Source organism: Winogradskyella sp. KYW1333, from assembly GCF_003335675.1.
Lineage (GTDB): Bacteria > Bacteroidota > Bacteroidia > Flavobacteriales > Flavobacteriaceae > Winogradskyella.
The window spans coordinates 213,685-238,824 of the sequence record NZ_QPHL01000017.1 but is presented as its reverse complement, the minus strand read 5'-3'; the positions used below and the strand labels follow the sequence as shown (position 1 = coordinate 238,824).

General features: G+C 33.9%; 24 protein-coding genes. 9 read left to right on the top strand and 15 right to left on the bottom strand.

The features are described from left to right. The first annotated feature begins 208 nt into the window (after positions 1 to 208). The gene (locus tag DUZ96_RS10870; RefSeq protein ID WP_114301966.1) at positions 209 to 1,906 is read left to right on the top strand and encodes an ABC transporter ATP-binding protein; all 1,698 of its coding nucleotides are present in this window, start codon (positions 209 to 211) and stop codon (positions 1,904 to 1,906) included. Positions 1,907 to 2,299: 393 nt separating this feature from the next. Here the strand turns inward: DUZ96_RS10870 and DUZ96_RS10865 are convergent, their stop codons facing one another. From DUZ96_RS10865 to DUZ96_RS10840, 6 genes are all read right to left on the bottom strand, one after another. Continuing rightward, on the bottom strand, positions 2,300 to 2,953 hold the full coding sequence (locus DUZ96_RS10865) for a 3-oxoacid CoA-transferase subunit B (RefSeq protein ID WP_114301965.1): 654 nt from the start codon (positions 2,951 to 2,953) through the stop codon (positions 2,300 to 2,302). A 1-nt stretch (position 2,954) separates the two neighbouring features. Then, positions 2,955 to 3,656: a CoA transferase subunit A gene (locus DUZ96_RS10860; RefSeq protein ID WP_114301964.1), complete on the bottom strand. Its 702-nt coding sequence runs from the start codon at positions 3,654 to 3,656 to the stop codon at positions 2,955 to 2,957. A gap of 85 nt (positions 3,657 to 3,741) precedes the next feature. Then, complete coding sequence (locus DUZ96_RS10855; RefSeq protein ID WP_114301963.1) at positions 3,742 to 6,093, bottom strand: penicillin-binding protein 1A; 2,352 nt, start codon at positions 6,091 to 6,093, stop codon at positions 3,742 to 3,744. A gap of 3 nt (positions 6,094 to 6,096) precedes the next feature. Continuing rightward, positions 6,097 to 6,597 carry a gliding motility lipoprotein GldH gene (locus DUZ96_RS10850; RefSeq protein WP_114301962.1) on the bottom strand — a complete coding sequence of 167 codons (501 nt, stop codon included), beginning with the start codon at positions 6,595 to 6,597 and terminating at the stop codon, positions 6,097 to 6,099. Then, positions 6,578 to 7,762, bottom strand: coding sequence for a regulatory iron-sulfur-containing complex subunit RicT (locus tag DUZ96_RS10845; protein ID WP_114301961.1), 1,185 nt, complete (start codon positions 7,760 to 7,762; stop codon positions 6,578 to 6,580). The genes DUZ96_RS10850 and DUZ96_RS10845 overlap by 20 nt, the downstream gene beginning before the upstream one ends. 170 nt (positions 7,763 to 7,932) lie before the next feature. Continuing rightward, positions 7,933 to 9,000, bottom strand: a complete 1,068-nt coding sequence (locus tag DUZ96_RS10840) for a rhodanese-related sulfurtransferase (protein ID WP_114301960.1) — start codon at positions 8,998 to 9,000, stop codon at positions 7,933 to 7,935. Between the two features lie 386 nt (positions 9,001 to 9,386). On the opposite strand from DUZ96_RS10840, the gene recA reads away from it, so the two are divergent. The 4 genes from recA (at position 9,387) to DUZ96_RS10820 (ending at position 13,051) form a co-directional block, all read left to right on the top strand. After that, positions 9,387 to 10,391 (top strand): recombinase RecA, encoded by a 1,005-nt coding sequence (recA, locus tag DUZ96_RS10835; RefSeq protein WP_114301959.1) that lies wholly within the window; start codon positions 9,387 to 9,389, stop codon positions 10,389 to 10,391. Between the two features lie 97 nt (positions 10,392 to 10,488). Continuing rightward, positions 10,489 to 10,902 (top strand): hypothetical protein, encoded by a 414-nt coding sequence (locus tag DUZ96_RS10830; RefSeq protein ID WP_114301958.1) that lies wholly within the window; start codon positions 10,489 to 10,491, stop codon positions 10,900 to 10,902. A gap of 24 nt (positions 10,903 to 10,926) precedes the next feature. Continuing rightward, on the top strand, positions 10,927 to 11,472 hold the full coding sequence (locus tag DUZ96_RS10825) for an RNA polymerase sigma factor (protein ID WP_114301957.1): 546 nt from the start codon (positions 10,927 to 10,929) through the stop codon (positions 11,470 to 11,472). A 1-nt stretch (position 11,473) separates the two neighbouring features. Further along, positions 11,474 to 13,051, top strand: coding sequence for a hypothetical protein (locus tag DUZ96_RS10820; RefSeq protein WP_114301956.1), 1,578 nt, complete (start codon positions 11,474 to 11,476; stop codon positions 13,049 to 13,051). A 76-nt stretch (positions 13,052 to 13,127) separates the two neighbouring features. Here DUZ96_RS10820 and DUZ96_RS10815 read toward each other — a convergent pair whose 3' ends face one another. Next, on the bottom strand, positions 13,128 to 13,868 hold the full coding sequence (locus DUZ96_RS10815) for a 1-acyl-sn-glycerol-3-phosphate acyltransferase (protein ID WP_114301955.1): 741 nt from the start codon (positions 13,866 to 13,868) through the stop codon (positions 13,128 to 13,130). 93 nt (positions 13,869 to 13,961) lie between these two features. On the opposite strand from DUZ96_RS10815, the gene trpS reads away from it, so the two are divergent. After that, a complete protein-coding gene (gene trpS / locus DUZ96_RS10810; RefSeq protein ID WP_114301954.1) occupies positions 13,962 to 14,933 on the top strand; it encodes a tryptophan--tRNA ligase in 972 nt (323 codons plus the stop codon). 166 nt (positions 14,934 to 15,099) lie between these two features. On the opposite strand, the gene dprA is transcribed toward trpS, so the two are convergent. After that, a complete protein-coding gene (gene dprA, locus DUZ96_RS10805) occupies positions 15,100 to 16,203 on the bottom strand; it encodes a DNA-processing protein DprA (protein ID WP_114301953.1) in 1,104 nt (367 codons plus the stop codon). Positions 16,204 to 16,400: 197 nt separating this feature from the next. On the opposite strand from dprA, the gene DUZ96_RS10800 reads away from it, so the two are divergent. After that, a complete protein-coding gene (locus DUZ96_RS10800) occupies positions 16,401 to 17,339 on the top strand; it encodes an SPOR domain-containing protein (protein WP_114301952.1) in 939 nt (312 codons plus the stop codon). A 66-nt stretch (positions 17,340 to 17,405) separates the two neighbouring features. Here the strand turns inward: DUZ96_RS10800 and DUZ96_RS10795 are convergent, their stop codons facing one another. After that, a complete protein-coding gene (locus DUZ96_RS10795) occupies positions 17,406 to 17,864 on the bottom strand; it encodes a DUF6705 family protein (RefSeq protein ID WP_309484656.1) in 459 nt (152 codons plus the stop codon). Positions 17,865 to 17,934: 70 nt separating this feature from the next. Between DUZ96_RS10795 and DUZ96_RS10790 the strand changes: the two genes are divergently transcribed. Together DUZ96_RS10790 and DUZ96_RS10785 are read left to right on the top strand one after the other, a co-directional pair. Beyond that, positions 17,935 to 18,444, top strand: coding sequence for an acyl-CoA thioesterase (locus tag DUZ96_RS10790; protein WP_114301950.1), 510 nt, complete (start codon positions 17,935 to 17,937; stop codon positions 18,442 to 18,444). Positions 18,445 to 18,499: 55 nt separating this feature from the next. After that, entirely contained in the window at positions 18,500 to 18,715 is a 216-nt protein-coding gene (locus tag DUZ96_RS10785; protein WP_258774378.1) for a DUF6515 family protein, read from the top strand. A 58-nt stretch (positions 18,716 to 18,773) separates the two neighbouring features. Here DUZ96_RS10785 and DUZ96_RS10780 read toward each other — a convergent pair whose 3' ends face one another. The 6 genes from DUZ96_RS10780 to DUZ96_RS10755 form a co-directional block, all read right to left on the bottom strand. Next, positions 18,774 to 19,946 carry a murein hydrolase activator EnvC gene (locus tag DUZ96_RS10780; protein ID WP_258774377.1) on the bottom strand — a complete coding sequence of 391 codons (1,173 nt, stop codon included), beginning with the start codon at positions 19,944 to 19,946 and terminating at the stop codon, positions 18,774 to 18,776. Between the two features lie 50 nt (positions 19,947 to 19,996). Beyond that, positions 19,997 to 20,788, bottom strand: a complete 792-nt coding sequence (locus tag DUZ96_RS10775) for a DUF4292 domain-containing protein (protein WP_114301947.1) — start codon at positions 20,786 to 20,788, stop codon at positions 19,997 to 19,999. Continuing rightward, positions 20,789 to 22,102 carry a lipopolysaccharide assembly protein LapB gene (locus tag DUZ96_RS10770; RefSeq protein ID WP_258774376.1) on the bottom strand — a complete coding sequence of 438 codons (1,314 nt, stop codon included), beginning with the start codon at positions 22,100 to 22,102 and terminating at the stop codon, positions 20,789 to 20,791. Positions 22,103 to 22,189: 87 nt separating this feature from the next. Continuing rightward, complete coding sequence (locus DUZ96_RS10765; RefSeq protein ID WP_114302342.1) at positions 22,190 to 23,209, bottom strand: sugar phosphate nucleotidyltransferase; 1,020 nt, start codon at positions 23,207 to 23,209, stop codon at positions 22,190 to 22,192. Positions 23,210 to 23,237: 28 nt separating this feature from the next. Continuing rightward, positions 23,238 to 23,672: a dUTP diphosphatase gene (gene dut, locus DUZ96_RS10760; RefSeq protein ID WP_114301945.1), complete on the bottom strand. Its 435-nt coding sequence runs from the start codon at positions 23,670 to 23,672 to the stop codon at positions 23,238 to 23,240. Between the two features lie 3 nt (positions 23,673 to 23,675). Continuing rightward, on the bottom strand, positions 23,676 to 25,136 hold the full coding sequence (locus tag DUZ96_RS10755; RefSeq protein WP_114302341.1) for an oligosaccharide flippase family protein: 1,461 nt from the start codon (positions 25,134 to 25,136) through the stop codon (positions 23,676 to 23,678). Between the last annotated feature and the right edge of the window lie 4 nt (positions 25,137 to 25,140).

Genomic DNA, 25,140 nt, shown 5'->3' with positions numbered 1-25,140 from the left:
AGTTTAACTAAATAAATAAAGTCATAAATGTAGCTGTATTAATTATATTGATTTAGTTATTTTTATCCAATACTATAAGAAGAATTTCTCTTACTTGTATATCATAAAGTTTTGTACTTTATCGCTTTCTAAATTTCATGAAATTCTTCGATTTTGATCATATTCATTTCAATTTCATCAAATCTCTTCTGTATATTTACTTTTAAATATGTCACACACACCAATAATTGAAGTTTCTGACTTGTCTGTATCCTTTTTTAACAAGGAAAAAGAGGTTTCAATACTTAATAACATAAGCTTTGCGGTTAAAGCAAACTCTATTACTGCAGTAGTTGGTGAATCTGGGTCTGGAAAGTCAATCACCTCACTTTCAATAATGGGTTTATTACCTAAGATAATTTCCAAAAACACTTCTGGATCAATAAAATTTAATGGTAATGAACTAACTGGATTGAATGATAAAGAAATTCAAAATATCAGAGGTAATGAAATTGCAATGATTTTTCAAGAACCTATGAGTTCACTGAACCCATCTATGCGATGTGGTAAACAAGTCGGAGAAATTATACAGCGACATACTAAACTCAGTAAGTCAGAAATTAAAGAAGAAGTCATATCTCTATTTCAAAAAGTTAAGCTTCCTAATCCAGAAAGGATTTATAAAGCTTATCCACATCAAATTTCAGGTGGTCAAAAACAACGCGTAATGATTGCTATGGCTATATCCTGTAGCCCAAAATTATTAATAGCAGACGAACCTACAACCGCATTAGATGTTACCGTTCAAAAAGATATACTTGAGCTTCTAAAAACTATCCAAAAGGAAACCAAAATGAGTATATTATTTATATCTCATGACTTATCATTGGTCTCTGAGTTTGCAAATGAGGTTATTGTAATGTACAAAGGTGAAATTGCAGAAATAGAGGATACAAAAACAATCTTTAAATCACCTCAACATAATTATACAAAAGCCTTAATTGGCGCAAGACCTTCTACCGAAAAGCGGTTTAAAAAATTGTCAACTATTACTGATTTTATAAATAATAATATTGATAAGGAAGTGATTACAAATTCTCAACGTCAGGAACTGCATAAGGCCCTTTATAGTCAGGCTCCTATCCTAGAAGTAATAAACTTGGAAAAGGAATATTATTCAAAAGCTGGATGGTTTAATAAACCGAATATATTTAAAGCTGTTAACGATGTAAGTTTTAAAGTTTTCCCTGGAGAAACCATAGGCTTAGTCGGTGAGTCTGGCTGCGGTAAATCTACCTTAGGTAACACAATTCTTCAATTAGACAAACCTACCTCTGGTGCTATAAAATATAATGGCAAAGACATAACCAATTTAAGCAAACAACAATTAAGGGAATTAAGAAGAGAAATACAGATCATCTTTCAAGACCCATTTGCTTCCCTGAATCCTAGAATTATGGTTGGTGATGCTATAATAGAGCCAATGGTAGTTCATAACATTGGAGCAGATCATACAGCAAGAAAAAAGAAGGTGTTCGAAATTTTAAGTGCCGTTGGTCTTGATGAATCTAGTTATTATAAATACCCTCATGAATTTTCTGGTGGCCAACGCCAACGCATTGGAATTGCAAGGACTATTGCTTTGGAACCAAAATTAATTGTTTGTGATGAGTCTGTTTCTGCACTGGATATATCAGTTCAAGCCCAAGTGTTGAATTTATTAAATATCTTAAAGGAACAATTTCAATTTACATATATTTTCATTTCTCATGATTTGGCTGTAGTAAAATATATGGCAGATCAACTTCTTGTAATGAATGAGGGGGAGATTGAAGAAAGAGGTGATGCAGATGCAATTTTTAATAATCCTAAAAAAGACTACACAAAAAATTTAATAAATTCTATTCCTAAGGGAATTATAAAATAAATAGGTCTAAATAAAAATTTTCATGCTAATTCCTTTCGGCTATAACATGAAAATTTTCTTTGTTAATTTTAAAACATTAGAGACTAACCTCATAGTGCTTTTAAAATTGGAAAACATATAGTTTTCATTTAAAGTAGGTTCTGGTAGATTATTTATTTTCATAAGTTAAATTCATGATAGATTTGGGGCAAATCATAAATTAAGTTTATGGTAAACTTGGTTATTATTATTTGGCACTGCTAATATGAAACTAATTTTTATAATATCAGTTTAAATACATTATTAATCGTTGAAATACACTATATTTTAACATTTAAAGGTAATATTGAAGATATTTCTTACAAATTATTGATGAGATATATTGATTATAAACTACGGTTTTAGCCCTAAATTCTATAGTACCATTTCAGGTACTTTACCTTCAACTATTAATTTTCCTTCTGTTGCGTCTTCTATCTGTTCAACTGAAACACCAGGCGCTCTTTCTAAAAGCTTAAAGCCTTCTGGCGTTACTTCAATTACTGCCAAATTTGTAACAATTTTTTTTACGCACCCCACTCCAGTCAATGGCAATGTACATCGCTTTAATAGTTTTGAAGCGCCTACCCTATTTGTGTGCATCATGGCAACAATAATATTTTCAGCACTCGCTACTAAATCCATAGCACCACCCATGCCTTTAACCATTTTACCAGGAATTTTCCAATTGGCAATGTCACCATTTTCAGCAACTTCCATTGCTCCAAGTATAGTAAGGTCAACATGCTTTCCTCTAATCATTGAAAAACTCATAGCTGAATCAAAGAAACTAGCACCTGGTAAGGTTGTAATGGTTTGCTTACCAGCATTTATTATATCAGGGTCTTCCTCTCCCTCAAATGGAAACGGTCCCATACCAAGAACTCCGTTCTCACTTTGAAATTCAACTTCAATATCGTCTCTAACAAAATTGGCTACCAATGTAGGTATCCCTATACCTAAATTAACATAGTACCCATTTTTAACTTCTTTAGCAATTCGCTTGGCTATTCCATTCTTATCTAACATTTCAATTGCGTTGTCTTACAGTACGTTGTTCAATGCGTTTCTCATACAGTACTCCTTGAAAAATTCTTTGGACAAAAATTCCAGGTATGTGTATTTGGTTTGGGTCTAACTCTCCTGCAGGAACTAATTCTTCTACCTCTGCTACAGTAATTTTTGCTGCGCCACAAATATTAGGATTAAAGTTTCTTGCTGTTCCCTTAAAAATTAAATTGCCAGCTGTATCTCCTTTCCAAGCTTTCACAAAACCGAAATCAGCATTAAAGGCATATTCCAATACATGCATTTTACCATAAAATTCTCTTACTTCCTTCCCTTCAGCTACTTCAGTACCATATCCTGCTGGTGTATAAAATGCAGGAAATCCAGCTTGTGCAGCCCTACACCTTTCTGCAAGTGTTCCTTGCGGTATGAGTTCAACCTCTAATTCCCCTGAAAGCATCTGACGCTCAAACTCATCATTTTCTCCTACATAAGAAGATATCATCTTGTCGATTTGCTTTTGTTGAAGAAGAAGTCCTAAGCCAAAATCATCAATACCTGCATTGTTTGAAATACATGTTAAGCCTTTTATATTGAGTTTAACTAATTGAGCAATAGAATTCTCTGGTATTCCCGAAAGACCAAATCCTCCTAAAATCAAGGTCATATTGTCTGAAACACCCTCTAACGCTTCAATAACACCCGGTACTTTTTTGTTAATCATGAAACATAATTTTATCACATGAAAATTACAAAACTACAGTCTATTTTCACAGAAAAAAGAAACTAAAAACCAAAGGAGAAACGGTTTAAAAATCTGAGAAGTCTTCTATATCATCATCTAGGTTTGTATCTTCTGGTTCCTCATCGTTGGAAACCACTGAACAATCAATATTGATTGATAAGTTTGAAGGTTCTTCGAACTCATCCTTTGAAACTCCTAAAGCTTCATCCTCATAACAGGCTTTCATATACAATCCCCAAATTGGTAGAGCCATAGACGCACCTTGTCCATAATTAATTGTTTTAAAATGTGCGGCTCTATCTTCTGCTCCTACCCACACTCCGGTAACCAAATTAGGTACCATGCCCATAAACCAACCATCACTGTGATTTTGTGTGGTACCTGTTTTACCTGCAATTGGGTTATCGAATTCGTATGGGTATCCAGTAATTATTTCCTTATACTCTATTTGATTTACTGCCCAGTTATGTCTTAATCTTGTGCCCGAACCTCCTTCAGTAACACCTTGCATTAAGTTTACCGTAACATAAGCTACCTCTTCACTGAGAACATCCTTACTCTCTGGAGTAAATTGGTAAAGCACTGTTCCGTTTTTATCTTCAATTCTTGTAACCATAACAGGTTTGTTGTAAACACCCTTATTGGCGAAAGTAGAGTAGGCCGCAACCATTTCATAAACACTTAAATCTGGTGTACCCAAAGCAATCGCAGGAACCGGTAAAATCTCTTGTTCTACCCCCAATTTTTCGGCCATCTCCACAACAGGCTGTGGCCCAATTTCATTCATTAATCTAGCAGTTACCGTGTTAGTAGAACTTGCTAAAGCATCCTTTAATGTTTGAATGCCGGAATAATTACCATCAGAATTTTTTACTGTCCACGGTTCAGGGTTTCCATACTTTTCTGCCTCAATCGTAATTGGTGATCTTGGGAATGAATCACAAGGAGAGAGCTGTAATTGGTCTATAGCAGTAGCGTAAACAAAAGGTTTAAATGTCGAGCCTACTTGACGTTTTCCTTGCTTAACCATGTCATATTTAAAATGCTTGTAATCCATTCCACCTACCCATGCTTTGACATGGCCTGTTTTTGGATCCATAGACATCATACCTGGTCTTAGAAAAGATTTATAATAACGCATGGAATCGATGGGTTTCATTACCGTATCCACCTCATCAGGTTTACCATCAATCCATTTAAAAATTGTCATGGGAACAGGCTCATAAAAGGAAGCCTCTATCTCTTTAGTAGATTTACCTTGTTCTCTTAAAATTCTCCAACGCTCACCACGACGCATCCCATCCTTTAATAATTTATCAATCTCAGGTTGTTCTAATTCCAAAAATGGAGCAGTTGGATTTCGTTTGGGTGTATTTTGGTGATCAAATTCTGCTTGTAATCTCGGCATATGTTGTTCTACGGCTTTTTCAGCATAGGCCTGCATCCTAGAATCAATAGTTGTATATACCTTAAGGCCATCACTATTAATATTGTATTTGCTACCATCTGGTTTCTTATTCTTTTCTTGGTTGACCCATTCCTTCATGAAAGATCTTAGATATTCTCGAAAATATGTTGCGATACCTTTATCATGCGATTCTGGTGTATAGCTCAAATCTAGTTCTGTTTTCTGTAATGAATCCATTACTTCTTTCGAAATAAAACCATATTTGTGCATTTGAGCTAAAACTACATTACGCCTATTTCTGGTACCAATAGGATTTCTGTGAGCTCTTGGATTATAAAATGAAGAATTCTTAAACATCCCAACCAACATTGCCGACTCTTTAATGTCTAGATCTTGTGGCTCTTTATTAAAATAAATTCTCGCAGCGGACCTAATACCATCACCATAATTCCCAAAATCATAAATATTAAAATACTGTGTAATTATTTCTTCCTTAGTATATTGCCTTTCAAGTCGAATTGCTATAACCCACTCTTTAACTTTTTGAAAAGCCCGTTCAAATTTATTCTTTGAAACCTGCTTTGTAAATAATTGCTTTGCTAATTGTTGAGTTATGGTACTTGCCCCTCCTCCTCCTCCTAAAAGAGCACGAAGAGTTCCTCTGCTATCAATGCCAGAATGTTTATAGTATCTTATATCTTCTGTCGCTATTAGAGCATTAACCAAGTGCTCTGGTAAATCTTCGTAAGCAACAGGTGTTCTGTTGTCATTAAAATAAAACTTACCGAGAGTTTTACCATCTGAGGAAATAATTTCTGTTGCTAGATTTGTTTCTGGGTTTTCTAATCTAGTATGATCTGGCATTTCACCAAGCGCTCCCCATGAAGCTAAAAGAAACAGTAAAATAAATACTAGTATACCACTCACAAATAATATCCAAAACCAGCGAATGTATTTTGAAAAGTCAACAGCTCGTACTTTGTTAGTTGTATCTTTCTTTTTTGCCATAATCTATTTTAAAGTATTTTCTACTCTAAATCCTATATCTGAAATCCCTTCGAGATTTGTCACTCCATTTATACTGCCATTTTCCCTCATTGCATGCTGAATATTTACCTCATATTCTCCCTCTTCAATAAATTTGAACTGCTCTTCAAATCCTTTATACCAAAGTTTATTTTCCTTAATATCAGTAAAACCTGTACCCAATAATTCTCCATTAGGTTTTGCCATTTTATACTCTAAGGTGTCTTTTAGTGTTTTTCCGTTTGGATAATTTAACTCAACTATTAAATACAGATTGCTAAATTTATAATTATTTGTATTCCTTACATTAACAAATAGGTTGTAATTATTTATTGTATCTGGGGCTTGCAGTATGAAACTTGCTAAGGAATCCTTGTGCCATTGATTTGGAACTGGCTTATAAACGTCATAAACCGCATTAGAATCACAACCTATGCATAAAAAACAAACTACAACTAATAAGATATTACGAATTCTTTTTTGCATTTGTATTTTGGTTTCTATTTCGGTTACGGTTTCGATTCTTCCTATTGTTTTTACGTTTCCTTTTTGATTTTGGATTATCGAAACGCGTTAAACTATCTTGACCAACAACGTTTTCAAACTCATTTTTAGTGTCTTGGATATGATCTGCCGCATATTCCTCAAGACTGGCAACTTTTATCTTTTTCTTATTTTTCTCAATTATTTCATTGGCCTGATCCGTAGTTATAACATGCCAATTCATCCACTCTCCTTCGTAAGCATACCACATTAATCCTTTGAAAATGTCTGTTTTTTGGCAAACGGCTGTGCCTTTTTCAGTATAAAGCTTTGTGTCATTTTTAGGAAATGATTTTAAAGCATCTAAATAAGCATCTAACTCATAGTTAAGACAGCATTTTAGCTTTCCACATTGTCCTGCCAATTTCAATGGGTTTAATGACAACTGCTGGTACCTTGCGGCTGAAGTGCTCACAGATCTAAAATCTGTTAACCAAGTAGAACAACACAATTCACGCCCACAAGAACCTATACCACCAAGTCTGGCAGCTTCCTGTCTAAATCCGACCTGACGCATTTCTATACGCGTTCTAAACTCACGTGCAAACACCTTTATTAATTCTCTAAAATCCACACGCTCTTCTGCAGTATAGTAAAACGTTGCTTTGCTTCCATCACCTTGGTACTCTATATCAGAAATCTTCATTTTAAGGTTAAGGTCTATAGCAAACTGACGTGCCTTAACTTTCATTGGCTCTTCCTTGTCTCTAGATGCAGACCAAACATCAATGTCTTTTTGGGTAGCCTTTCGGTAGATTTTTAAAACAGACTCATCGTCATTAATATCTACTTTTTTACGCTTCATTTGTACTCTAACCAATTCACCCGTTAGAGTTACCATACCAACATCGTGACCTGACTTAGCCTGAGTAGCCACAATATCTCCAATACTTAATGTGAGATTTTCAGTATTTTTAAAATATTGTTTTCTGCCATTTTTAAAACGAACTTCTACACCTTTAAAAGGTTCTTGTCCGTTGGGCAATGACATATTAGACAACCAATCAAAAACAGTTAGTTTATTGCAGCTATCTGTACCGCAAGTTCCATTGTTTCTGCATCCTTTTGGTTGACCGTCTTTACCAGTTGAGCAACTGTTACAAGCCATAAAAAATAATATATCTTAAGTCTAGATTTAATACCTAGATGAAGGATTCATAATTAAAAAGTAAAGATAGTATTATTTATTTAGTTGTATTATTTAGGTTCAAAATCTAAACTCAAAAAACTAATTGGAATATTTTTTATTGATAAAGGCTCTTTTTCAAGAGTCTTTTCTTATTGTGGTTTTAATGTGTCAAAAATATTTCTCAAGTCCTTTTTAAAAGGCAGATGATCTGCCCTTCCCTTTTTGAAGATATCATTACTGTTGCCTTGTCCTCTTCGCATTTGTTTTTGCTCTTCATATGTCAGTTTAATAATCTCTTGACAGTTTGTTGAACAGCAATTGTCCATTTTTTCTTTGCACTCATCACATTGAATAAATAATAAATGACATCCCTCGTTCGCACAATTTGTATGCAAATCAGCTGGTTTACCACACTGATGACAATTTGCTATTACGTCATTACTTATTCGTTCTGAGCGACGCTGGTCAAAGACAAAATTTTTACCAATAAACTTGTTATCTAAACCTTTAGATTCAACCTGTCTGGCATAATTAATAATACCTCCTTCTAACTGGTAAACATTTTTAAATCCCTTGTGCTTATAGTAGGCACTGGCCTTTTCACATCTAATTCCACCTGTACAATACATTACAAGCTTTTTGTCTTCCTTGTGTTCTTTTAAATCTTCTTCGATTAAATCTAGAGATTCTCTAAAAGTATCTACATCTGGAGTTACGGCATTTTTAAAATGGCCTATTTCACTTTCGTAGTGATTTCGCATATCAACCAATATCGTATCTGGATCTTCAATAAGCTCATTAAACTGCTCAGCATCTACGTGTTTTCCTTTATTTGTTACATCAAAGGAATCATCGTTTAGGCCATCTGCTACTATTTTATGCCGCACTTTTACCTTTAGTTTTAAAAAGGCAAAATTGTCGTGCTCAACAGCAATGTTCAATCTTACATTTTCTAAAAAAGAAATGGTGTCAAGGTGGTTTTTAAACACTTCAAAATTTTCTGCTGGCACAGAAAGTTGGGCATTTATACCTTCATTTGCAACATAAATTCTACCAAGGACTTCTAATTGGTCCCACGTTAGGAACATGTGGTTTCTAAAAAGTTCTGGATTGCCAATTTTGGCGTACTTATAGAAAGAGATTGTTAAGCGTTCTTTTCCCGCTTTTTCAATTAACTCCGCTCTTTCCTTAGCACTTAAGTTATTGTACAGTTGCATGCTATACCAATGTTTTAAGGTTAAAGAACAAAGCGCAAAGGTAATTTTTTTCACTTAACGGCATTAAAAAAGCACCTTAAAAGTATTAAAGTGCTTTACTTAGATTAACTAACTATAACTAAAACTAATTAAAAAGGTTAATCTACATCGGTTATCAGCTACCGTCTTAATACAGTAGCTGAAACACCTAATGCTTTGCTAACTTGATTTATTTAAAAAGTAGAAGAATTTAAAAGACTTATCTCAACTTTTTAAAAGGCTTTCATAGCAATTATTTCCTTTTTCATATAATAGATGCAAAAAGTGTAAAATGGTTGCGTCATAAAATTGAAATAATTAAAATAAGTGGTATTTTTGATGTTCAATTAATTAAGAAAAACGTATAGATGAGTAGTGAAAAAGATGCAAAATTAAAAGCGCTAAAACTAACTTTAGATAAGTTAGACAAAGCATATGGCAAGGGTACTGTAATGAAAATGAGTGACCAGGCAATAGAGGATGTAGATGCCATTTCTTCTGGTTCACTAGGATTGGATATTGCATTGGGTGTAGGAGGTTATCCAAGAGGAAGAGTAATTGAAATTTATGGCCCAGAATCGTCTGGTAAAACTACACTGACGTTACATGCTATTGCTGAAGCGCAAAAAGCAGGTGGAATTGCAGCCTTTATTGATGCAGAACATGCTTTTGATCGTTTCTATGCAGAAAAATTAGGTGTTGATTTAGAAAACCTAATCATATCTCAACCAGATAATGGTGAGCAGGCTTTAGAGATTGCAGATAATCTTGTGCGTTCTGGTGCAATTGATATTGTAGTAATTGACTCTGTTGCAGCACTTACGCCAAAGAGTGAGATTGAAGGTGAAATGGGAGACTCAAAAATGGGATTGCATGCGCGTTTAATGTCTCAGGCATTAAGAAAACTTACTGCATCAATTAGTAAAACAAACTGTACTATGATCTTCATTAACCAATTGCGTGAAAAAATTGGTGTAATGTTTGGTAACCCTGAAACGACTACAGGTGGTAATGCACTGAAGTTTTATGCTTCTGTGCGTTTAGATATAAGACGTTCTACACAAATAAAAGACAGCAACAGTAACGTTATGGGTAATAAAACTCGTGTTAAGGTTGTAAAAAATAAGGTTGCTCCACCATTTAGAACTGCTGAATTTGATATAATGTATGGCGAAGGAATTTCTAAAGTTGGTGAAGTACTAGATTTAGCGGTAGAACATGACATTGTGAAGAAGAGCGGATCGTGGTTTAGCTACGAAGACACTAAACTTGGCCAAGGAAGAGATGCTGTAAAATCTCTTATAAAAGATAATCCGGATTTAATGGATGAATTAGAAGAAAAAGTGAGGGCGCTCATTAATAATTCTAATTAAAAAAATAAATCCTGAAAAATTTCAGGATTTTTTTGTTTTAGGACGCAACCCTTTTAGGTTTTTTGCATCTACAGCATGTAATTGATTAAAATTATTTATGAAAAGGTTCGGTTTAATAGCTGTAATACTGTTTACATTTTTGTGCTCATGTAGTCTTGAGGATGAAGATGAATCGTCTTACTACCTTGAAGTAATGTCAATTGATTCTGTAGAAATGCCAGAGGAATTTGTGTATGGTGAGACCTATGACATTCTATTAACCTATACGCGCCCTACATTTTGTTATGCGTTTAATAATTTTGCCTACGATATTGATGGGCATGAGAGAACCATAGCGGTTGTTAACTCTGTATATACTAATCTTGATTGTGCACAGCAGTCTGGAGAAGTAACTGTAAGTTTTGAGTTTTCTGTAACAGGAACCGAAACCTACATATTTAAATTTTATCAGGGCAAAGATAGTAACGGACAAGACCAGTATTATTTGGTAGAAGTACCAGTAGTACAATAATTATTAATTAATTACCGAAAAAATGTGAGTTTAGAGCAACTCATAAATAATTGTATAAAACAAGATGCTAAAGCACAAAGCCAATTATACAAGCAGTTTGCAAGTAAATTATTTTCGCTTTGTCTTAAGTATTCTAAAAACTATGCTGAAGCAGAGGACAATCTGCATGATGCATTTATAACTGTATTTAGTAAAATAGATCAGTACAATAATAAAGGTTCTTTTGAAGGTTGGTTAAAACGAATTGCGATTAATACATCATTACAACGCTATAGAGATAGTGCTGGTGTATTTGACATTGTTAATGAAGAACGAATAGAAGATGTAAGTGTTGATATTAATGATGGTGATGTTAGTATAGATTTTTTATTACAGATTATACAAGAATTGCCAGATCGTTATAGATTGATTTTTAATATGTATGTGTTAGATGGCTATTCACATTTGGAAATTAGCGAATTGATTAACATTTCAACCGGAACATCAAAATCTAACTTAGCGAGAGCTAGAATGATTTTGAAAGAAAAAATAGAGGATTATAAAGCGAATATAAATTCGCGATCAATATAAAATGAGTAATAAGAAAAACATAGATAGGCTTTTTCAAGAAAAGTTTAAGGATTTTGAAGTTACGCCTAATGATGCGGTTTGGGATCGCATTAGTGAAAGTTTGCCTAATAAAAAGAATAAGCGCAGAGTAGTTGCGTTATGGTGGCAAATAGGTGGCGTGGCTGCGGTTATTGCTTTATTATTAACTGTTGGTGTTTCAGTATTCAATAATAACCCAACGGAAAATCAAAATACACCTATAGTAGACGTTGAAATTAAAGGAGAAGAAAATAATTCTGAATCTACAGAAGATGTGTCTGACGATAATACAAACGAGATTATCTCTAAGAAAGAAGAGCTGATCTCTACAGATGAAAATACGTCGAAAGTTGCTGATAATACAAATGAGAACGCTTCGGAATCTTCAAAAGAAGATGCTTCTCAAAATACCAAACAACTAATTAATAATATTACTTCAGATAAACTACAGAAAACTAAGGTTGCTGATAATTCTAACAAGACATCTCAACAACCAGAGAAACCGAATTCTGTCAATGAACTTTTAGATGTTGCAAACAACAAGTCAGCAACAAAAGTTGCTTCAAATACTACATATATTAATAAAGAGCAAATTGATAACTCAATTGTCATTTCAAATACTGAAATGAAAGATGTTGTTAAAAATGAATTAGAGAAATCTAAAAATGCGGTTGCTGAAAATAATACCAATGAAACCGTCGATAATTTAAAAGACAATTCTGCTTCAGGTGAGAAAAATGAAGATGCGGTTTCAATATTTGATGAGGTGAACAAACAATCTGTAGAAAATGCTATTGCGGAAAACGATAAAGCCAATAATGAAAAAGAAAAGGATAAGCAAAACAGGTGGAGCATAGCGCCTAATGTTGCACCTGTTTATTTTAGTTCTTTAGGACAAGGCTCTCCTGTGCATAGTCAATTTAACGAAAACTCAAAGAGCAGTGACATTAATATGAGCTATGGTATTGCTGGCTCATACGCAATTACTGAAAGGCTAAAAGTTAGAGCAGGTGTTAATAGAGTAAATCTAAATTATACTACAGCAGATGTTATTGGATTTGTTGGTTCTGATGCTGTTTCTAGAGGTGTTAACGCACAATTAAGCAATGTAGATTTAAGTAACGGTGTACAATCTGTTTCCTTGGTTAGTACTTCTATGATTAATAGAGCGACAATGCCAGAGGCATTTAACACTCAATTTGTTGGTGATTTAGATCAAAGGTTTGGTTTTATTGAAGTACCATTTGAGTTAGAATATAGATTATTAGACTCACGTTTTGGCGTTAACTTTATTGGTGGCTTTAGTACATTCTTCTTAAGTGAAAATGAAATATACGCAGATATCAATGGTAGTTCTACTCTCATTGGTGAGGCAAACAATATTAATAGCACAAGTTTTAGTGCAAACTTTGGATTAGGTTTAGATTATAGCCTGTCCAAAAAATGGAATTTTAATCTTGAACCAACGTTCAAGTATCAACTGAATACATTTAATAATACGTCTGGTAATTTTAGACCATTCTTTATTGGAGTGTATACAGGATTAAGTTTTAAGTTTTAGGTAAATTTAAGTTAGGTTAGGTTATTGCAATACAGAAAGCAATGATGACAAAAGCTACTCGTGGTTAGGGTAGCTTTTATGTTTTTAAAGGTTTATGTAATTCGTCCCAAATTATTTTTCTCGACTTTTCATTTAGTGCTTTAGTGTCTTCAATCGTTAAACTTTCTGTAGATAAAAATTCATGGATCCTTGCTCTCATCCTACCAGGACCTCCACTAAAAAAAGTATAAGAAAATCGTTTTTTGTTATCATAAAAGGTCATTGGCACTATTGGGATTTGGTGATTTATAGCCAATCTAAAAGCACCATCTTTAAAACTATCTAATACAACGTGCTCCTCAGGTACTCCTCCTTCAGGGAAAATACAAATACTCAACCCTTGTTTTAGTCGCTTCTGGGCCCTCAAAAAAACTGCCTGTCTGCTTTTAGCGCTACTTCTATCTACTAATATACAGGTACGCTTATAGAAAAAACCGAATAGCGGAATTTTAGCCAGTTCCTTTTTCCCCACAAAAACGAACGGATTCTTTACGGATACCAACATTAACATAATATCAACCATTGAGGTATGATTGGCAATAAACATATAACTCTTTTTAGGTTCGGATTTCTGATTTCTAATAATCTTGTAATTAAAACCCATTCCTATTAGAATAAACTTTGCCCAAAAACGTGCTATTTTAAAGAAAAATGGATACCACTTTTCTCTCGAAATTGAAATAAGAAGAATTGGAAGCAATAGAATAATTGGCAATGCAACAAGTACATAAAACCACACTCTATAAAAAATCCAAAATGGATACTTTATTATTGCCATAGCTTCAAAACTAATTAAATAGTTCCTTTAAAAAAATTATCTTTGCTCTTCGTTTAACATAAAAAAGGAATCCTGCTAAAACAGGATGTTGACATGGCAAGAATACTAACAGGAATTCAGAGTACAGGAACACCACATTTGGGAAATATTTTAGGTGCTATTATCCCAGCTATTGAAAAAGCCAAGGATGAAGCAAATGACTCCTTTTTGTTTATTGCAGATTTACATTCGCTAACACAAATAAAGGATGCCGAAGTTTTACGTAACAACACCTACTCTACTGCTGCGACTTGGTTAGCCTTTGGCTTAGACATAGACAGCACTGTATTTTACAGGCAAAGCGATGTTCCTCAGGTTACTGAGCTTGCGTGGTATTTAAATTGCTTTTTCCCTTTTAAACGGTTAGAACTTGCCCATAGTTTTAAGGATAAAGCAGATCGATTAGATGATGTAAATGGAGGGCTCTTTACATATCCTATGCTAATGGCTGCAGATATATTGTTATACGACTCTGATATAATCCCTGTAGGTAAGGACCAAGAGCAGCATATTGAAATGACACGTGATGTTGCATCTCGTTTTCATACTAAAATGGGTGGCGAAACTTTTGTTTTGCCAAAGGCAGATATACAAAAAGATACAATGCTTATTCCTGGAACAGATGGTGCAAAAATGAGTAAGAGTAAAAACAACACTATTAATATTTTCTTGCCTGAAAAGAAATTGCGAAAGCAAATAATGTCTATTAAAACAGATAGTACACCTTTAGAGGATCCTAAGGATTGGAAAACGTGCAATTGTTTTGGACTTTATAACATCTTGGCTAGTAAGGTTGAGGTTGAAACCATGAAAGCAAATTACGAAGGTGGTAACTATGGATACGGTCATGCTAAGCAAGCCTTATTTGAGCTTATAATAAATCGTTTTGCAGAACCAAGAGAAAAGTATGCCTATTATATGAATAACCTCAACGAAATTGATGTTGCGTTAGAAAAGGGAGCTACTAAAGCAAAGTTAGTTGCTGATTCAGTGTTAAAACGTGTAAGGAATAAAGTAGGCTATTAATTTTATATGAAAAAAGAATTGATAAGTCCATTATTGACAATACTTGCAATGATTCTGCTAATTATGTCTAGAATAATAGATGCTCAAAAAATGGATTGGCTGGCATATGTGGCCTTAGTAATTATAATAGCCAGTATTATTTATATAATTAAACCGATAAAATCTTCTAAATGACCTCAAATAATTTACCTGGTAACGATCTAATTACACCTTTCAGTTCCATGTTCAATAATAATCCTGCAATTTTATAACTTGGGATATCACAATCTACCGCAATGACATCTAATAATTCCTTGTCTTTGTGCTTTAAATAATTATAGATGATTTTCTCATTATCATCTAATTCTACAAATAACTGTTTTTGTACTGTCGGTTTTTCATTAGTATCGAGTTGCCAATTCAATAAATAGGGTACGTCTAAAGGATCGGATAATAAATGTGCTCTCTGTTGTTTAATAAGATTATTACAACCTACACTTTGACTATCTGTGGTTCTTCCTGGTACGGCAAATACATCTCTATTGTACGAGTTGGCAATATCTGCAGTGACTAAACTTCCGCCCTTTTCTGCAGATTCAATAACAATCGTTGCTTCAGACAGGCCAGCTATTATCCTATTACGCTTTAGAAAGTTGTTTCTATCAAAATTATCCGTACTCCAAAAATCAGTGTAGAACCCACCATGACGTTCAATATCAGCCACATATTTTTTATGAACCTTAGGATATATCTGATTTAATCCATGAGCTAAGCAACCAATAGTTTGTAAATTGTGTTTTACTGCAGCTTTTTGAGCTGTAATATCTGTACCATAAGCAAAGCCTGACACTATTATAGGATTATAAGGAGATAAGGTTTCAACTAATTTCTCACAAAATACAATCCCGTTTGTAGTAATCTTACGAGTGCCGACAATACTAATTATGTGTTTTTCCTTCAAGTTTATGTTACCCGACTGAAATAAAATTATGGGACCATCTATACAATGCTTTAATCTTTCGGGATAAGAATCACTATTAAAATAGTGGGTCTCAATATTATTATCTTTAATGAATTTGAGCTCATACTCTGCCTCTTTAATGTGAACTGCATCAAAAAGCCCATCGATGGTAATCGTTCCTATACCATCAATTTTTAGAAGGTTAGACTTCTTTTCCTTTAATACTGCCTCTGCAGAACCGCAATGATTTATGAGTTTCTTGGCTGTAGTTGCTCCTATTTTAGGAACATGTTGAAGCGCAAGAGTATAAATTAGTTGTTGTTCGGTCATTAGTACGTTGCTGAATTGCAAAACGCAAGAAACTAAATTTTTCTGATGTTAATAACTATACTTCAACAAACTTTCATCAGAAACAAAAATTTTTAACTTTGTTTTACTCGATAATCGAGATTTGGCATTTTAGATATTCTTTAATTAATAACTAAAGTTGAGACGCAATAAGAGTTGCGTTTTTATCAACTAAGCGCATGCAATTAGAAACTTACATAAGTGATTTATTATACCGTTACGACTGTGTTACAGTGCCAGGTTTTGGTGCTTTTTTAACCAATAGTGTTTCGGCAAAAATACATGAGTCTACACATACGTTTTATCCTCCCAAAAAAGTATTGTCTTTTAACGAGCAATTGCAAAACAATGATGGGCTCTTAGCTAATTACATTGCTGAAGTAGAGAAAATACCATACAATAATGCGTTGAATAAAGTTTCTAAACAAGTGCGTTCAATTAAGTCTTATTTAATTGAGGGCGAAACCATTCAGTTTGAAAATATTGGTGACCTTATTTTAAATAATGATGGCAAGATTGTTTTTGAACCTTCTAACCACATTAATTATTTAACAGATGCCTTTGGTTTAGCACACTACTCTTCAGAAGCCATCACGAGAGGAGTTTATAAGGAAAAGGCGGAAGAATTAGAGGCGGTTGCGCCGATTGCATTAACACCAGAGAAACGATCAAACACCAATTGGTTAAAATATGCTGCAGCTGCAGTATTGGTGTTGGGTTTGAGTGGTTATTTTGGTTATAACTATTATAACAATAGTATAGAAAATCATAACCAGATTGCCCAAGAAGAAGCAAATGCTCAATTAGACGCTAAAGTACAGGAAGCTACTTTTGTTATAAGTAATCCACTACCAGCCGCAACGCTTTCACTTGAAAAACAAAGTGGTAATTACCATATTGTGGCAGGTGCTTTTAGAATTGAGGCTAATTCCGTGAAAAAAGTAAATCAGCTTAAGGCTAAAGGGTATAAGGCCAGAAAAATTGGCGTTAATCGATATGGTTTGCATGAAGTGGTTTATGCAAGTTTTGAAACTAGAGCCGAAGCACAACGTGCATTGCGCAAAATCCGAAGAGAACATAACCGTGACGCTTGGTTATTGATTAAGAAATTAGATTAAAATATTTAATATAAAATAAAAATGCCCTTTAATAATTAAAGGGCATTTTTATTTTGTGCTTATTAATTACTGTTTTTCAAATACATAATATCCATCTGGTATAATTATTCTGTCGTTAACATCATCTGATAACGTTGTATAATCATAAATACATGTTTGTAATTTTTCAATGCCGTTTTCTACAACATACCTGAGTATGAGTAGTCCTTCGATATTTTCATCACTTGGGTCTTCAATGAACAATTCAACCTTTATCTCTTGACTCTCACTAGAATCAAGGCAATTATTTGGTGAAAAGTGTACAAATACACCACCGCTGATCTTATGGTCATAACCGGCTATAATAGGATTGTCAAAATTACTTAAGGTGTTTGCCTTTACTACTCCATTTTCAACATATTTATATTCACCAACTAAAAGGTCTTCATAATTGGAGTTCTGTGAAATCTGGTAGTGAAGTTCCTTTTTTAATCTCAAAACCAAAGATGTATTTCCATTTTCATATTTCCATTCACCAACATTAATTTACATTAACCTCATCATAAGACCTGCTTTATCTTAAAACACTTTATCTTTGCATAAATTTTAAGACTTTATGCAACCCAAAACAGCATTTCAATCTAAAACCATAGTTACGGATCTCGTTTTACCTAGTGAAACAAACCCAATTAATAATCTTTTTGGTGGTGAATTATTAGCACGTATGGACAGAGCTGCGAGTATTGCTGCAAGGCGCCATTCTAGGCGCATTGTAGTAACAGCGTCCGTTAATCATGTTGCTTTTAACCGAGCCATCCCATTAGGAAGTGTTGTTACAGTTGAAGCCAAGGTATCTCGTGCTTTTTCATCCTCTATGGAAGTTTATCTCGATGTTTGGATAGAAGACAGAGAGTCTGGTGAATGTATCAAAGCCAATGAAGCTATTTACACCTTTGTTGCTGTAGACGAAACAGGAAGACCTATTAAAGTCCCTGAACTGATACCAGAAACAGATCTTGAAAAAGAACGCTTCGATGGCGCATTGCGAAGAAAGCAATTAAGCCTTGTACTTGCCGGTAAGATGAAGCCACAAGATGCTACAGAATTGAAAGCCATTTTTGAGTAGTTATTAAACCTTTTTATTAATTTTCAGTCTTATCATTAAACCAAATTTATTAATGATGAAATACCTAGTTTATGCTTTTGTTTTTGTTTTTGCGCTAAGTGCTAAATCTTGCGCAAGACATGTGGTTGTAAAACAACCAGCAACAGTAACGGTTGTAAGGAAATTACCAAGTCAATATAAAATTGTTCGTGTTAACGGCAAACGCTACTACGTTTTTAATGGGAAACACCATAGAAAAACCAGGAACGGTTTTGTAGTAGTCCGTGTCTAAATTTTAGTTTGAGTTAGTTCAGTAGTTAAATTCCCTAGTGAAATGTTAGGGAATTTTTTTAGTATTTAGCCAACCAAGGTTCTGGATTAATAACCTGATCGTTTTTATATATTCTAAACCCAAGCAAGGTTTCTCCTTTAATTCTATTTGTAAAAACTTGACCAATGGCTTGTCCTGTGGTAACCTTATCTCCTTTCTTTACATATATCTTGGACATATTCATATAAACTGATAAATAATTACCGTGTCTTATCATCACTGCAGGATTTCCGTTTTTAACAACAAGTATCCCTGAAACCTCACCATTAAAAACAGACTTAACCTCCGCATTTTCTTCAGTAGCTATATAAATACTCTTATAGTTTTGGGTGACGGTATTATCAGTTAAAGAACGTTGTCTTCCAAACTTTCCTTTAATTACTCCTCTAGAAACTGGCCAACCCAATTTACCCTTGTTAGATTCAAAATTTGAGGCAAGTCTCCTAGCCTCTGGTGTCAATACAAATTTACCTGTTGATGTCTTTTTACCAGCTTTCTTATTAGAGGTCGCGATGGCTTCTTTAATGAGTCGGTCTATTTCTTTGTCTAACTCCCTTACTTCTTGTCTTTTCTTCTTGATCTGAGCGTTAAACTTGCTCATATCAGATTTTATAGACGCCATTAATACCTCTCGGTTTTTTAGTTCATCTTCAAGCTTTCGTTTGGCAACTCTATTTTCTTCAATTAACTTTTGCTTGTCCTTTTTTTGTTGCGTGAGTTTAATATTTAATTCTTGTAACTCTTCGGTCTTTGCTTTTATGGCTTCTCCCTGTTCCTTTTGGTAGTCTGTATATTGCTTGAAGTATTGTAAGCGCTTATAGGCTTGTTTAAAGTTTTCTGAAGACAATAAAAACATGATTCTGCTTTGCTCAGATTTACTCTTATAAGATTTTACAATCATTGCGGCGTAATCGTCTTTTAACTCTTGTAATTGTGCTCTCAAGCTTGTTATTTCCTTTTGATTGGAGTTTATCTCGCGCGTAAGTAAATTAGCCTGTTCATTGGTGATTCTTATTAGATTTTTTCTAACGCTAATTTTATAGTTAATATCTTCAATAAGGGTAATTACAGATTTTTGTTCCTTTTTATTAGAAAATAATAAAGCATTAATTTGTTTTATTTCCCTAAGTTTCTGCTGTCTTTCTGCCTCTAATGCTTTTTGTTTTGCACTTTGAGCATGGACAAAATTCATTGAAAGAAACAGGCTAAATAAGACAAGAAGATATGTGCGAGTGATAATCATTATTTTATCACTATTTCTTTATAACCAGCGGGAATTTTAAATGGAAATCTAACTGCTTCGTTAATAGACACGGACTTAAATTCTAAGGATACATCAACCTCATCAGCACCTTCAACCGCAATAATTTTAATATCCTTTGGAAGTATCTGAGATTTTACTTCTTGATAAGACGCATAATCTACTTGTAAAAATCGTTTTTTCAATTGTTGATACAATTGCAAACTATCCATTTTAAAATGAGATGGATTGATGAGATAGAACAATTCTAAAAGAGTGTTTTGATCCTTTGGCTGTAATGCATATGAATTTTCTGAAACCTCAACCATATGTGGTTCTTCCTTTAAATTATAAATGGCCTGACCCAATAAAATATTCTGAACCTTATCAAAATCTAATTCAACACCTACAAAGTCACTAAGCAAAGCGTAATCACCATCAAAATATTCATTGTCTTGTTTGTTATAGAATCTCACCTTGTCAGGAGTTATCATCATCCTTGCCAACCCTAACGGTGCACTTAACCAAATGGCCTTATCTTTTTCCATTCTATAGTTAAACGTAAGACCTAGTTCTTTTTGGCCTTGTCTTAGATCTATTCTAACCTTGGATTGCATGGTCTTAAAATTAGCATCCTTTTTTTGGTGCTGTTTAATTACCTGTTTCGCAGAAAGTTTGTCACTTGCCTCTCCTGAGGCAATAACACTTTTAGCAGACTTACAGCCAACTACCGAAATAAATCCAACAACTAGTAAGATCAAGGTAAAGTATCTATATGCTTGGGTAAATTTCATTTATTGTTGTGCTTTAATAGCTTGTGCCTTTTTAACAAACGTTTCTGATTTGGTAATATTATTCAAGGCTTTGTATGCTAAACTCAATTCTGAGTAAAAATCAGCCTCCATTTTTGGATTGTCTATAAGAAAATCTATACCCGTTTCTAAACTTTCTATAGCTTCATTATTTTGACCTAATTGATTTTTGGCAACGCCATTTACCAAGTATAATATTGGTTGTGCAGGATACAATTCTAATGCCTCATTGCTTACTGTAACTACTGATTTATAATCCTTCATGTCAAGTTGTAAAAGCAACACATCCCTAATCAACTTAAAGTCATTAGGATTTTGTTTTAATGCTTCTTTAAAGTTTGCAAGTGCTTTAACTTTATCTCCGGCCTTTAAATAATATTGACCTAAATCAGAATATGTTTGAGCGTCTTTATTATCGTCTACTTGAGAGGTTATCTCAACAAGATCTGCTTCATATTCTGGATTTTTTGAAACAAAACTCACAAAATCCTTAAGTACTTTTGCTTTTGCATCTGCACTAATTTCTGGGCTATTCAGCGCAATCTTCACCGAATTAATAGCCTTATCTACTTCTCCATCCTGTAAATAGAACTTGTATAAAGCCAAGTGAACAAACTTTGAATCTGGCTTAATGTTGAATAAATTCTTAGCTGCTTTATAGGCTTTCTTCTTATCACCAGTTTGGCTATATCTATATATTAATTTGAGATGATTCTCTTCATTATTTGGATTATTAGCTATGCGTTGCTCTAAGTTTTCAATTCGGTCACCTGAATTTCCTGTAATGCTGTATATATCATTGCGCATTACATCTCTTGCTTCGCTAAGACCATATTGTTCGTCTAGTTCATCTAATATATCTAACGCTTGTTTGTATTTTTTCTCTCTTACATACAAGGCGGCCAAATCCTCCTTATAATCGGGATGATATTTTACCAATTGCTTAATGGTTTTAATGGCATTATTGATATCGTCTTGTTGAAAGTAAACGTCGTATAGTTCATCTAAAAACCATTCGTTGTCAGGTTGCATGCTTACTGCTTTTTTTAAGGCATCTTCGGCGACACCATAATTCTTAAGCTTGTTGTAATTTTTGCCAAGTTCAAAATAAATTACAGGTCTCTTACTGTCTAGGTTTAAACATTTTTGGAGTGCATCAACTGCTCTATCGTAATTTTCAATACCCTTTTGCTTTAGGGCTTCAAAAAAGTATTCTTGAAATTCGTCTTCAACATTTCCTAAATCGTCATCGGGTCTTTTGTTAAAGTCTACTTGAGCAAAAGATATATGAGGCATTAAAAAAATACCGATTAGAAATATAAATATGTATTTAGCTGATTTCACCTTTCATTTTGTCTAATATTAAAATGTAGACTTCAAATTTTATTCCATTGTAGTATAATCTCCAATACTAATTTTAGTAAACTCACCATTATACTTAACATGATTGCCAATCATAGCTTCGTCTAAATTAGCATTTATAATGGTTGTTTGGTTTTGAATTAAGCTATTTTTAACCTTACTGTTTTCAATTATACAATCCGTACCAATAGAAACGTTTGGGCCAATAGTTGTATTGCGCAAAACAGTCCCTTTACCTATGAAACATGGCTTTATTACTGTAGAATTTTCTAGTACTACTGAATTATCTACTAGTTGCTCTTCCTTATCGGCTTCTAAAAAAGCCAACATCTTTGAATTAGTTTCTAAAGTTACAGTCTTATTGCCACAGTCCATCCATTCATCAACAGCACCTGTTTTAAAAATTCTGCCGTCTGCCATCATACGCTTAATACCATCGTTTATTTGATATTCACCGCCGTTCATAACGTTCTGGTCTAATACCTCTTGAAGTTTGTCCTTAAGAACAGAAACATCTTTAAAGTAATATATCCCAATAACTGCTTGGTCACTTACAAAAGATTGAGGCTTTTCTACGAGTTCAACTATGTTTTCATTACCATCCAACTTTACAACACCATATGCTTCTGGATTGTTAACACGTTTTGTCCATATAACACTATCTGCTGAAGGGTCTAACTCAAAATCCGCTCTAATCAAAGTATCTGCATAAGCGATAACCGCAGGGCCTGACAAGGATGGTTTTGCACTCATAATGGCATGACCTGTACCTAAAGGTTGATCTTGTCTGTAAATCGAGGCCTTAGCACCTAAATCTTCAGCTAAAACAGTTAAGCTATCAACTACATCATCGCCAAAAAATGCTGGGTCACCCAATACGAATGCGATTTCTTCAATAGGTTGTTTCAAGACTTTAGCAATATCCTTTACTAAACGATGGACAATAGGTTGCCCCGCAACGGGTATTAAAGGTTTTGGAACTGTTAAACTGTGTGGTCTAAGACGTGAGCCTCGACCTGCCATTGGGACTATTATTTTCATTTTAGAATTTTTTAATTTGATTGGTTGATTATTTGGTGCCGGTACTTCCAAAACCACCTTCTCCTCTTTCAGTATCAGTAAGTGTTTCTGTCAACTCCCATTCTGCTCTCTCATGTTTGGCAATTACTAATTGCGCAATTCGTTCTCCATTCTGAATAGTGAAATCTTCATTAGACAAATTCACCAAAATTACTCCTATTTCTCCTCTGTAATCTGCGTCGATAGTACCAGGTGCATTTAATACCGTAATTCCTTTTTTGGCTGCTAATCCACTTCGAGGCCTTACTTGTGCTTCATAACCAATGGGTAGTTCAATAAACAGTCCTGTACCAACTATGGTGCGTTCTAAAGGCTTTAATATTCTGGCTTCAGTTAAACTTGCTCTTAAATCCATGCCAGCAGAGGCCATGGTTTCGTAATGTGGCAAGTCGTGCCTGGATTTATTTATAATTTTAATTTTCATGAATTATTGTTTTAAGATTTCTTTTAGTTGGTTCTTTTCCAACAAAATAACCATTCCCAAAAATACAACTAACATTACAATTCCTATAACATAATTCTCTCGATATAGGTAAAATGACATGGCTGATAAACCAATTGAAACAGATAAATACAATCCTATTTTTTTTAAGTTATAAGGTATTGGATAGTATTTTCTTCCAAAATAATAGGATAACATCATCATCGAAGCATAAGCGATAAGTGTCGCAATAGCAGAAGCTTTATAACTATAAGTCTTAATAAACATTAGATTAATAACTAGAGTTACAAGTGCACCAAATGCAGAAATATAGGCGCCAAACTTTGTTCTGTCAGTTATCTTATACCATACTGATAGATTATGGTAAATTCCTAAACAGAAATTAGCTAATAGTATTATTGGCACAATCCACATGGCTTCCCAGTATGCCTGACTTCTAATTATAAATGGTTTTAAGACATCAGCAAATACAACTACTGTCAACAATATTATTGAGCCAAATGCCACGAAAAACTCTAGGATATTTGCATAGTTTTTTTGTGGGTTTTCAGTTTGTGCATGACTGAAAAAATAGGGTTCTATTCCTAGACGATAAGCCGTTGCAAAAAGCGTCATAAACAAGGCTAATTTATAACATGCGGAATACATTCCTATTTCATTTTCTGCAATATCAGACGGTAATAACTCTTTTAATAGGATTCTGTCAAAGGTTTCATTAATTGAAAAGGCAATCCCTGCAATTAAAACTGGTAATGCATAACGCATCATTTGTTTCCATAATTTTCTATCAAATTTATATTTGAGATTTATATAAAATGATGCCATTAAAACCAATGTAAACCCACTAGCAACAAGGTTGGCTATAAAGATGTAACTAATCTCAAAATTAGGTCTGTAAATTGTTTCTAATAAACCACTTGTAGATGCAACATTTTTAAGTGCTAACAAGAAAAATAGGTTAAGACCAATATTAACACATACATTCATTATTTTAATAATGGCATATCGCGTTGGTTTTTCATTTGCTCTTAGCCATGCAAATGGAATAATTACCAAGCCGTCTAAAAGTAATATCCAAATAACTAGGTTAATATATTTTACATCTATATCAATGAAATTGGAAATTTGATCCTGTAAAAGCAACGCAATAACAAAAAACCCTAGTGACGAAATTAGTAATGAAACTGTCGAGGTACCAATTACCTTCTCCTTGTCTTCCTCCTTGTTAAAAAACCTGAAAAAGGCTGTTTCCATACCATAGGCCAATATGACATTAAATAAGACAAAGTATGAGAATATTACGGACACCTTCCCGTATTCAGCTGGACTTGATAATACCGCTTCACTAGTATATAATGGTACCAATAAAAAACTTAACATTCTTGGTAAGACTGTGGCCAAACCATAAATAAATGTTTGCTTAAAAAGTGATTTGAATGCGCTCAAGAAT

Bases quoted from the DNA above. Each gene is read 5' to 3' on its own strand.
- DUZ96_RS10870 (WP_114301966.1), top strand. From the start codon at position 209: ATGTCACACACACCAATAATTGAAGTTTCTGACTTGTCTGTATCCTTT.
- DUZ96_RS10865 (WP_114301965.1), bottom strand. From the start codon at position 2,953: ATGTTAGATAAGAATGGAATAGCCAAGCGAATTGCTAAAGAAGTTAAA.
- DUZ96_RS10860 (WP_114301964.1), bottom strand. From the start codon at position 3,656: ATGATTAACAAAAAAGTACCGGGTGTTATTGAAGCGTTAGAGGGTGTT.
- DUZ96_RS10855 (WP_114301963.1), bottom strand. From the start codon at position 6,093: ATGGCAAAAAAGAAAGATACAACTAACAAAGTACGAGCTGTTGACTTT.
- DUZ96_RS10850 (WP_114301962.1), bottom strand. From the start codon at position 6,597: ATGCAAAAAAGAATTCGTAATATCTTATTAGTTGTAGTTTGTTTTTTA.
- DUZ96_RS10845 (WP_114301961.1), bottom strand. From the start codon at position 7,762: ATGGCTTGTAACAGTTGCTCAACTGGTAAAGACGGTCAACCAAAAGGA.
- DUZ96_RS10840 (WP_114301960.1), bottom strand. From the start codon at position 9,000: ATGCAACTGTACAATAACTTAAGTGCTAAGGAAAGAGCGGAGTTAATT.
- recA (WP_114301959.1), top strand. From the start codon at position 9,387: ATGAGTAGTGAAAAAGATGCAAAATTAAAAGCGCTAAAACTAACTTTA.
- DUZ96_RS10830 (WP_114301958.1), top strand. From the start codon at position 10,489: ATGAAAAGGTTCGGTTTAATAGCTGTAATACTGTTTACATTTTTGTGC.
- DUZ96_RS10820 (WP_114301956.1), top strand. From the start codon at position 11,474: ATGAGTAATAAGAAAAACATAGATAGGCTTTTTCAAGAAAAGTTTAAG.
- DUZ96_RS10815 (WP_114301955.1), bottom strand. From the start codon at position 13,868: ATGGCAATAATAAAGTATCCATTTTGGATTTTTTATAGAGTGTGGTTT.
- trpS (WP_114301954.1), top strand. From the start codon at position 13,962: ATGGCAAGAATACTAACAGGAATTCAGAGTACAGGAACACCACATTTG.
- dprA (WP_114301953.1), bottom strand. From the start codon at position 16,203: ATGACCGAACAACAACTAATTTATACTCTTGCGCTTCAACATGTTCCT.
- DUZ96_RS10800 (WP_114301952.1), top strand. From the start codon at position 16,401: ATGCAATTAGAAACTTACATAAGTGATTTATTATACCGTTACGACTGT.
- DUZ96_RS10790 (WP_114301950.1), top strand. From the start codon at position 17,935: ATGCAACCCAAAACAGCATTTCAATCTAAAACCATAGTTACGGATCTC.
- DUZ96_RS10785 (WP_258774378.1), top strand. From the start codon at position 18,500: ATGAAATACCTAGTTTATGCTTTTGTTTTTGTTTTTGCGCTAAGTGCT.
- DUZ96_RS10780 (WP_258774377.1), bottom strand. From the start codon at position 19,946: ATGAATTTTGTCCATGCTCAAAGTGCAAAACAAAAAGCATTAGAGGCA.
- DUZ96_RS10775 (WP_114301947.1), bottom strand. From the start codon at position 20,788: ATGAAATTTACCCAAGCATATAGATACTTTACCTTGATCTTACTAGTT.
- DUZ96_RS10770 (WP_258774376.1), bottom strand. From the start codon at position 22,102: ATGCCTCATATATCTTTTGCTCAAGTAGACTTTAACAAAAGACCCGAT.
- DUZ96_RS10765 (WP_114302342.1), bottom strand. From the start codon at position 23,209: ATGAAAATAATAGTCCCAATGGCAGGTCGAGGCTCACGTCTTAGACCA.
- dut (WP_114301945.1), bottom strand. From the start codon at position 23,672: ATGAAAATTAAAATTATAAATAAATCCAGGCACGACTTGCCACATTAC.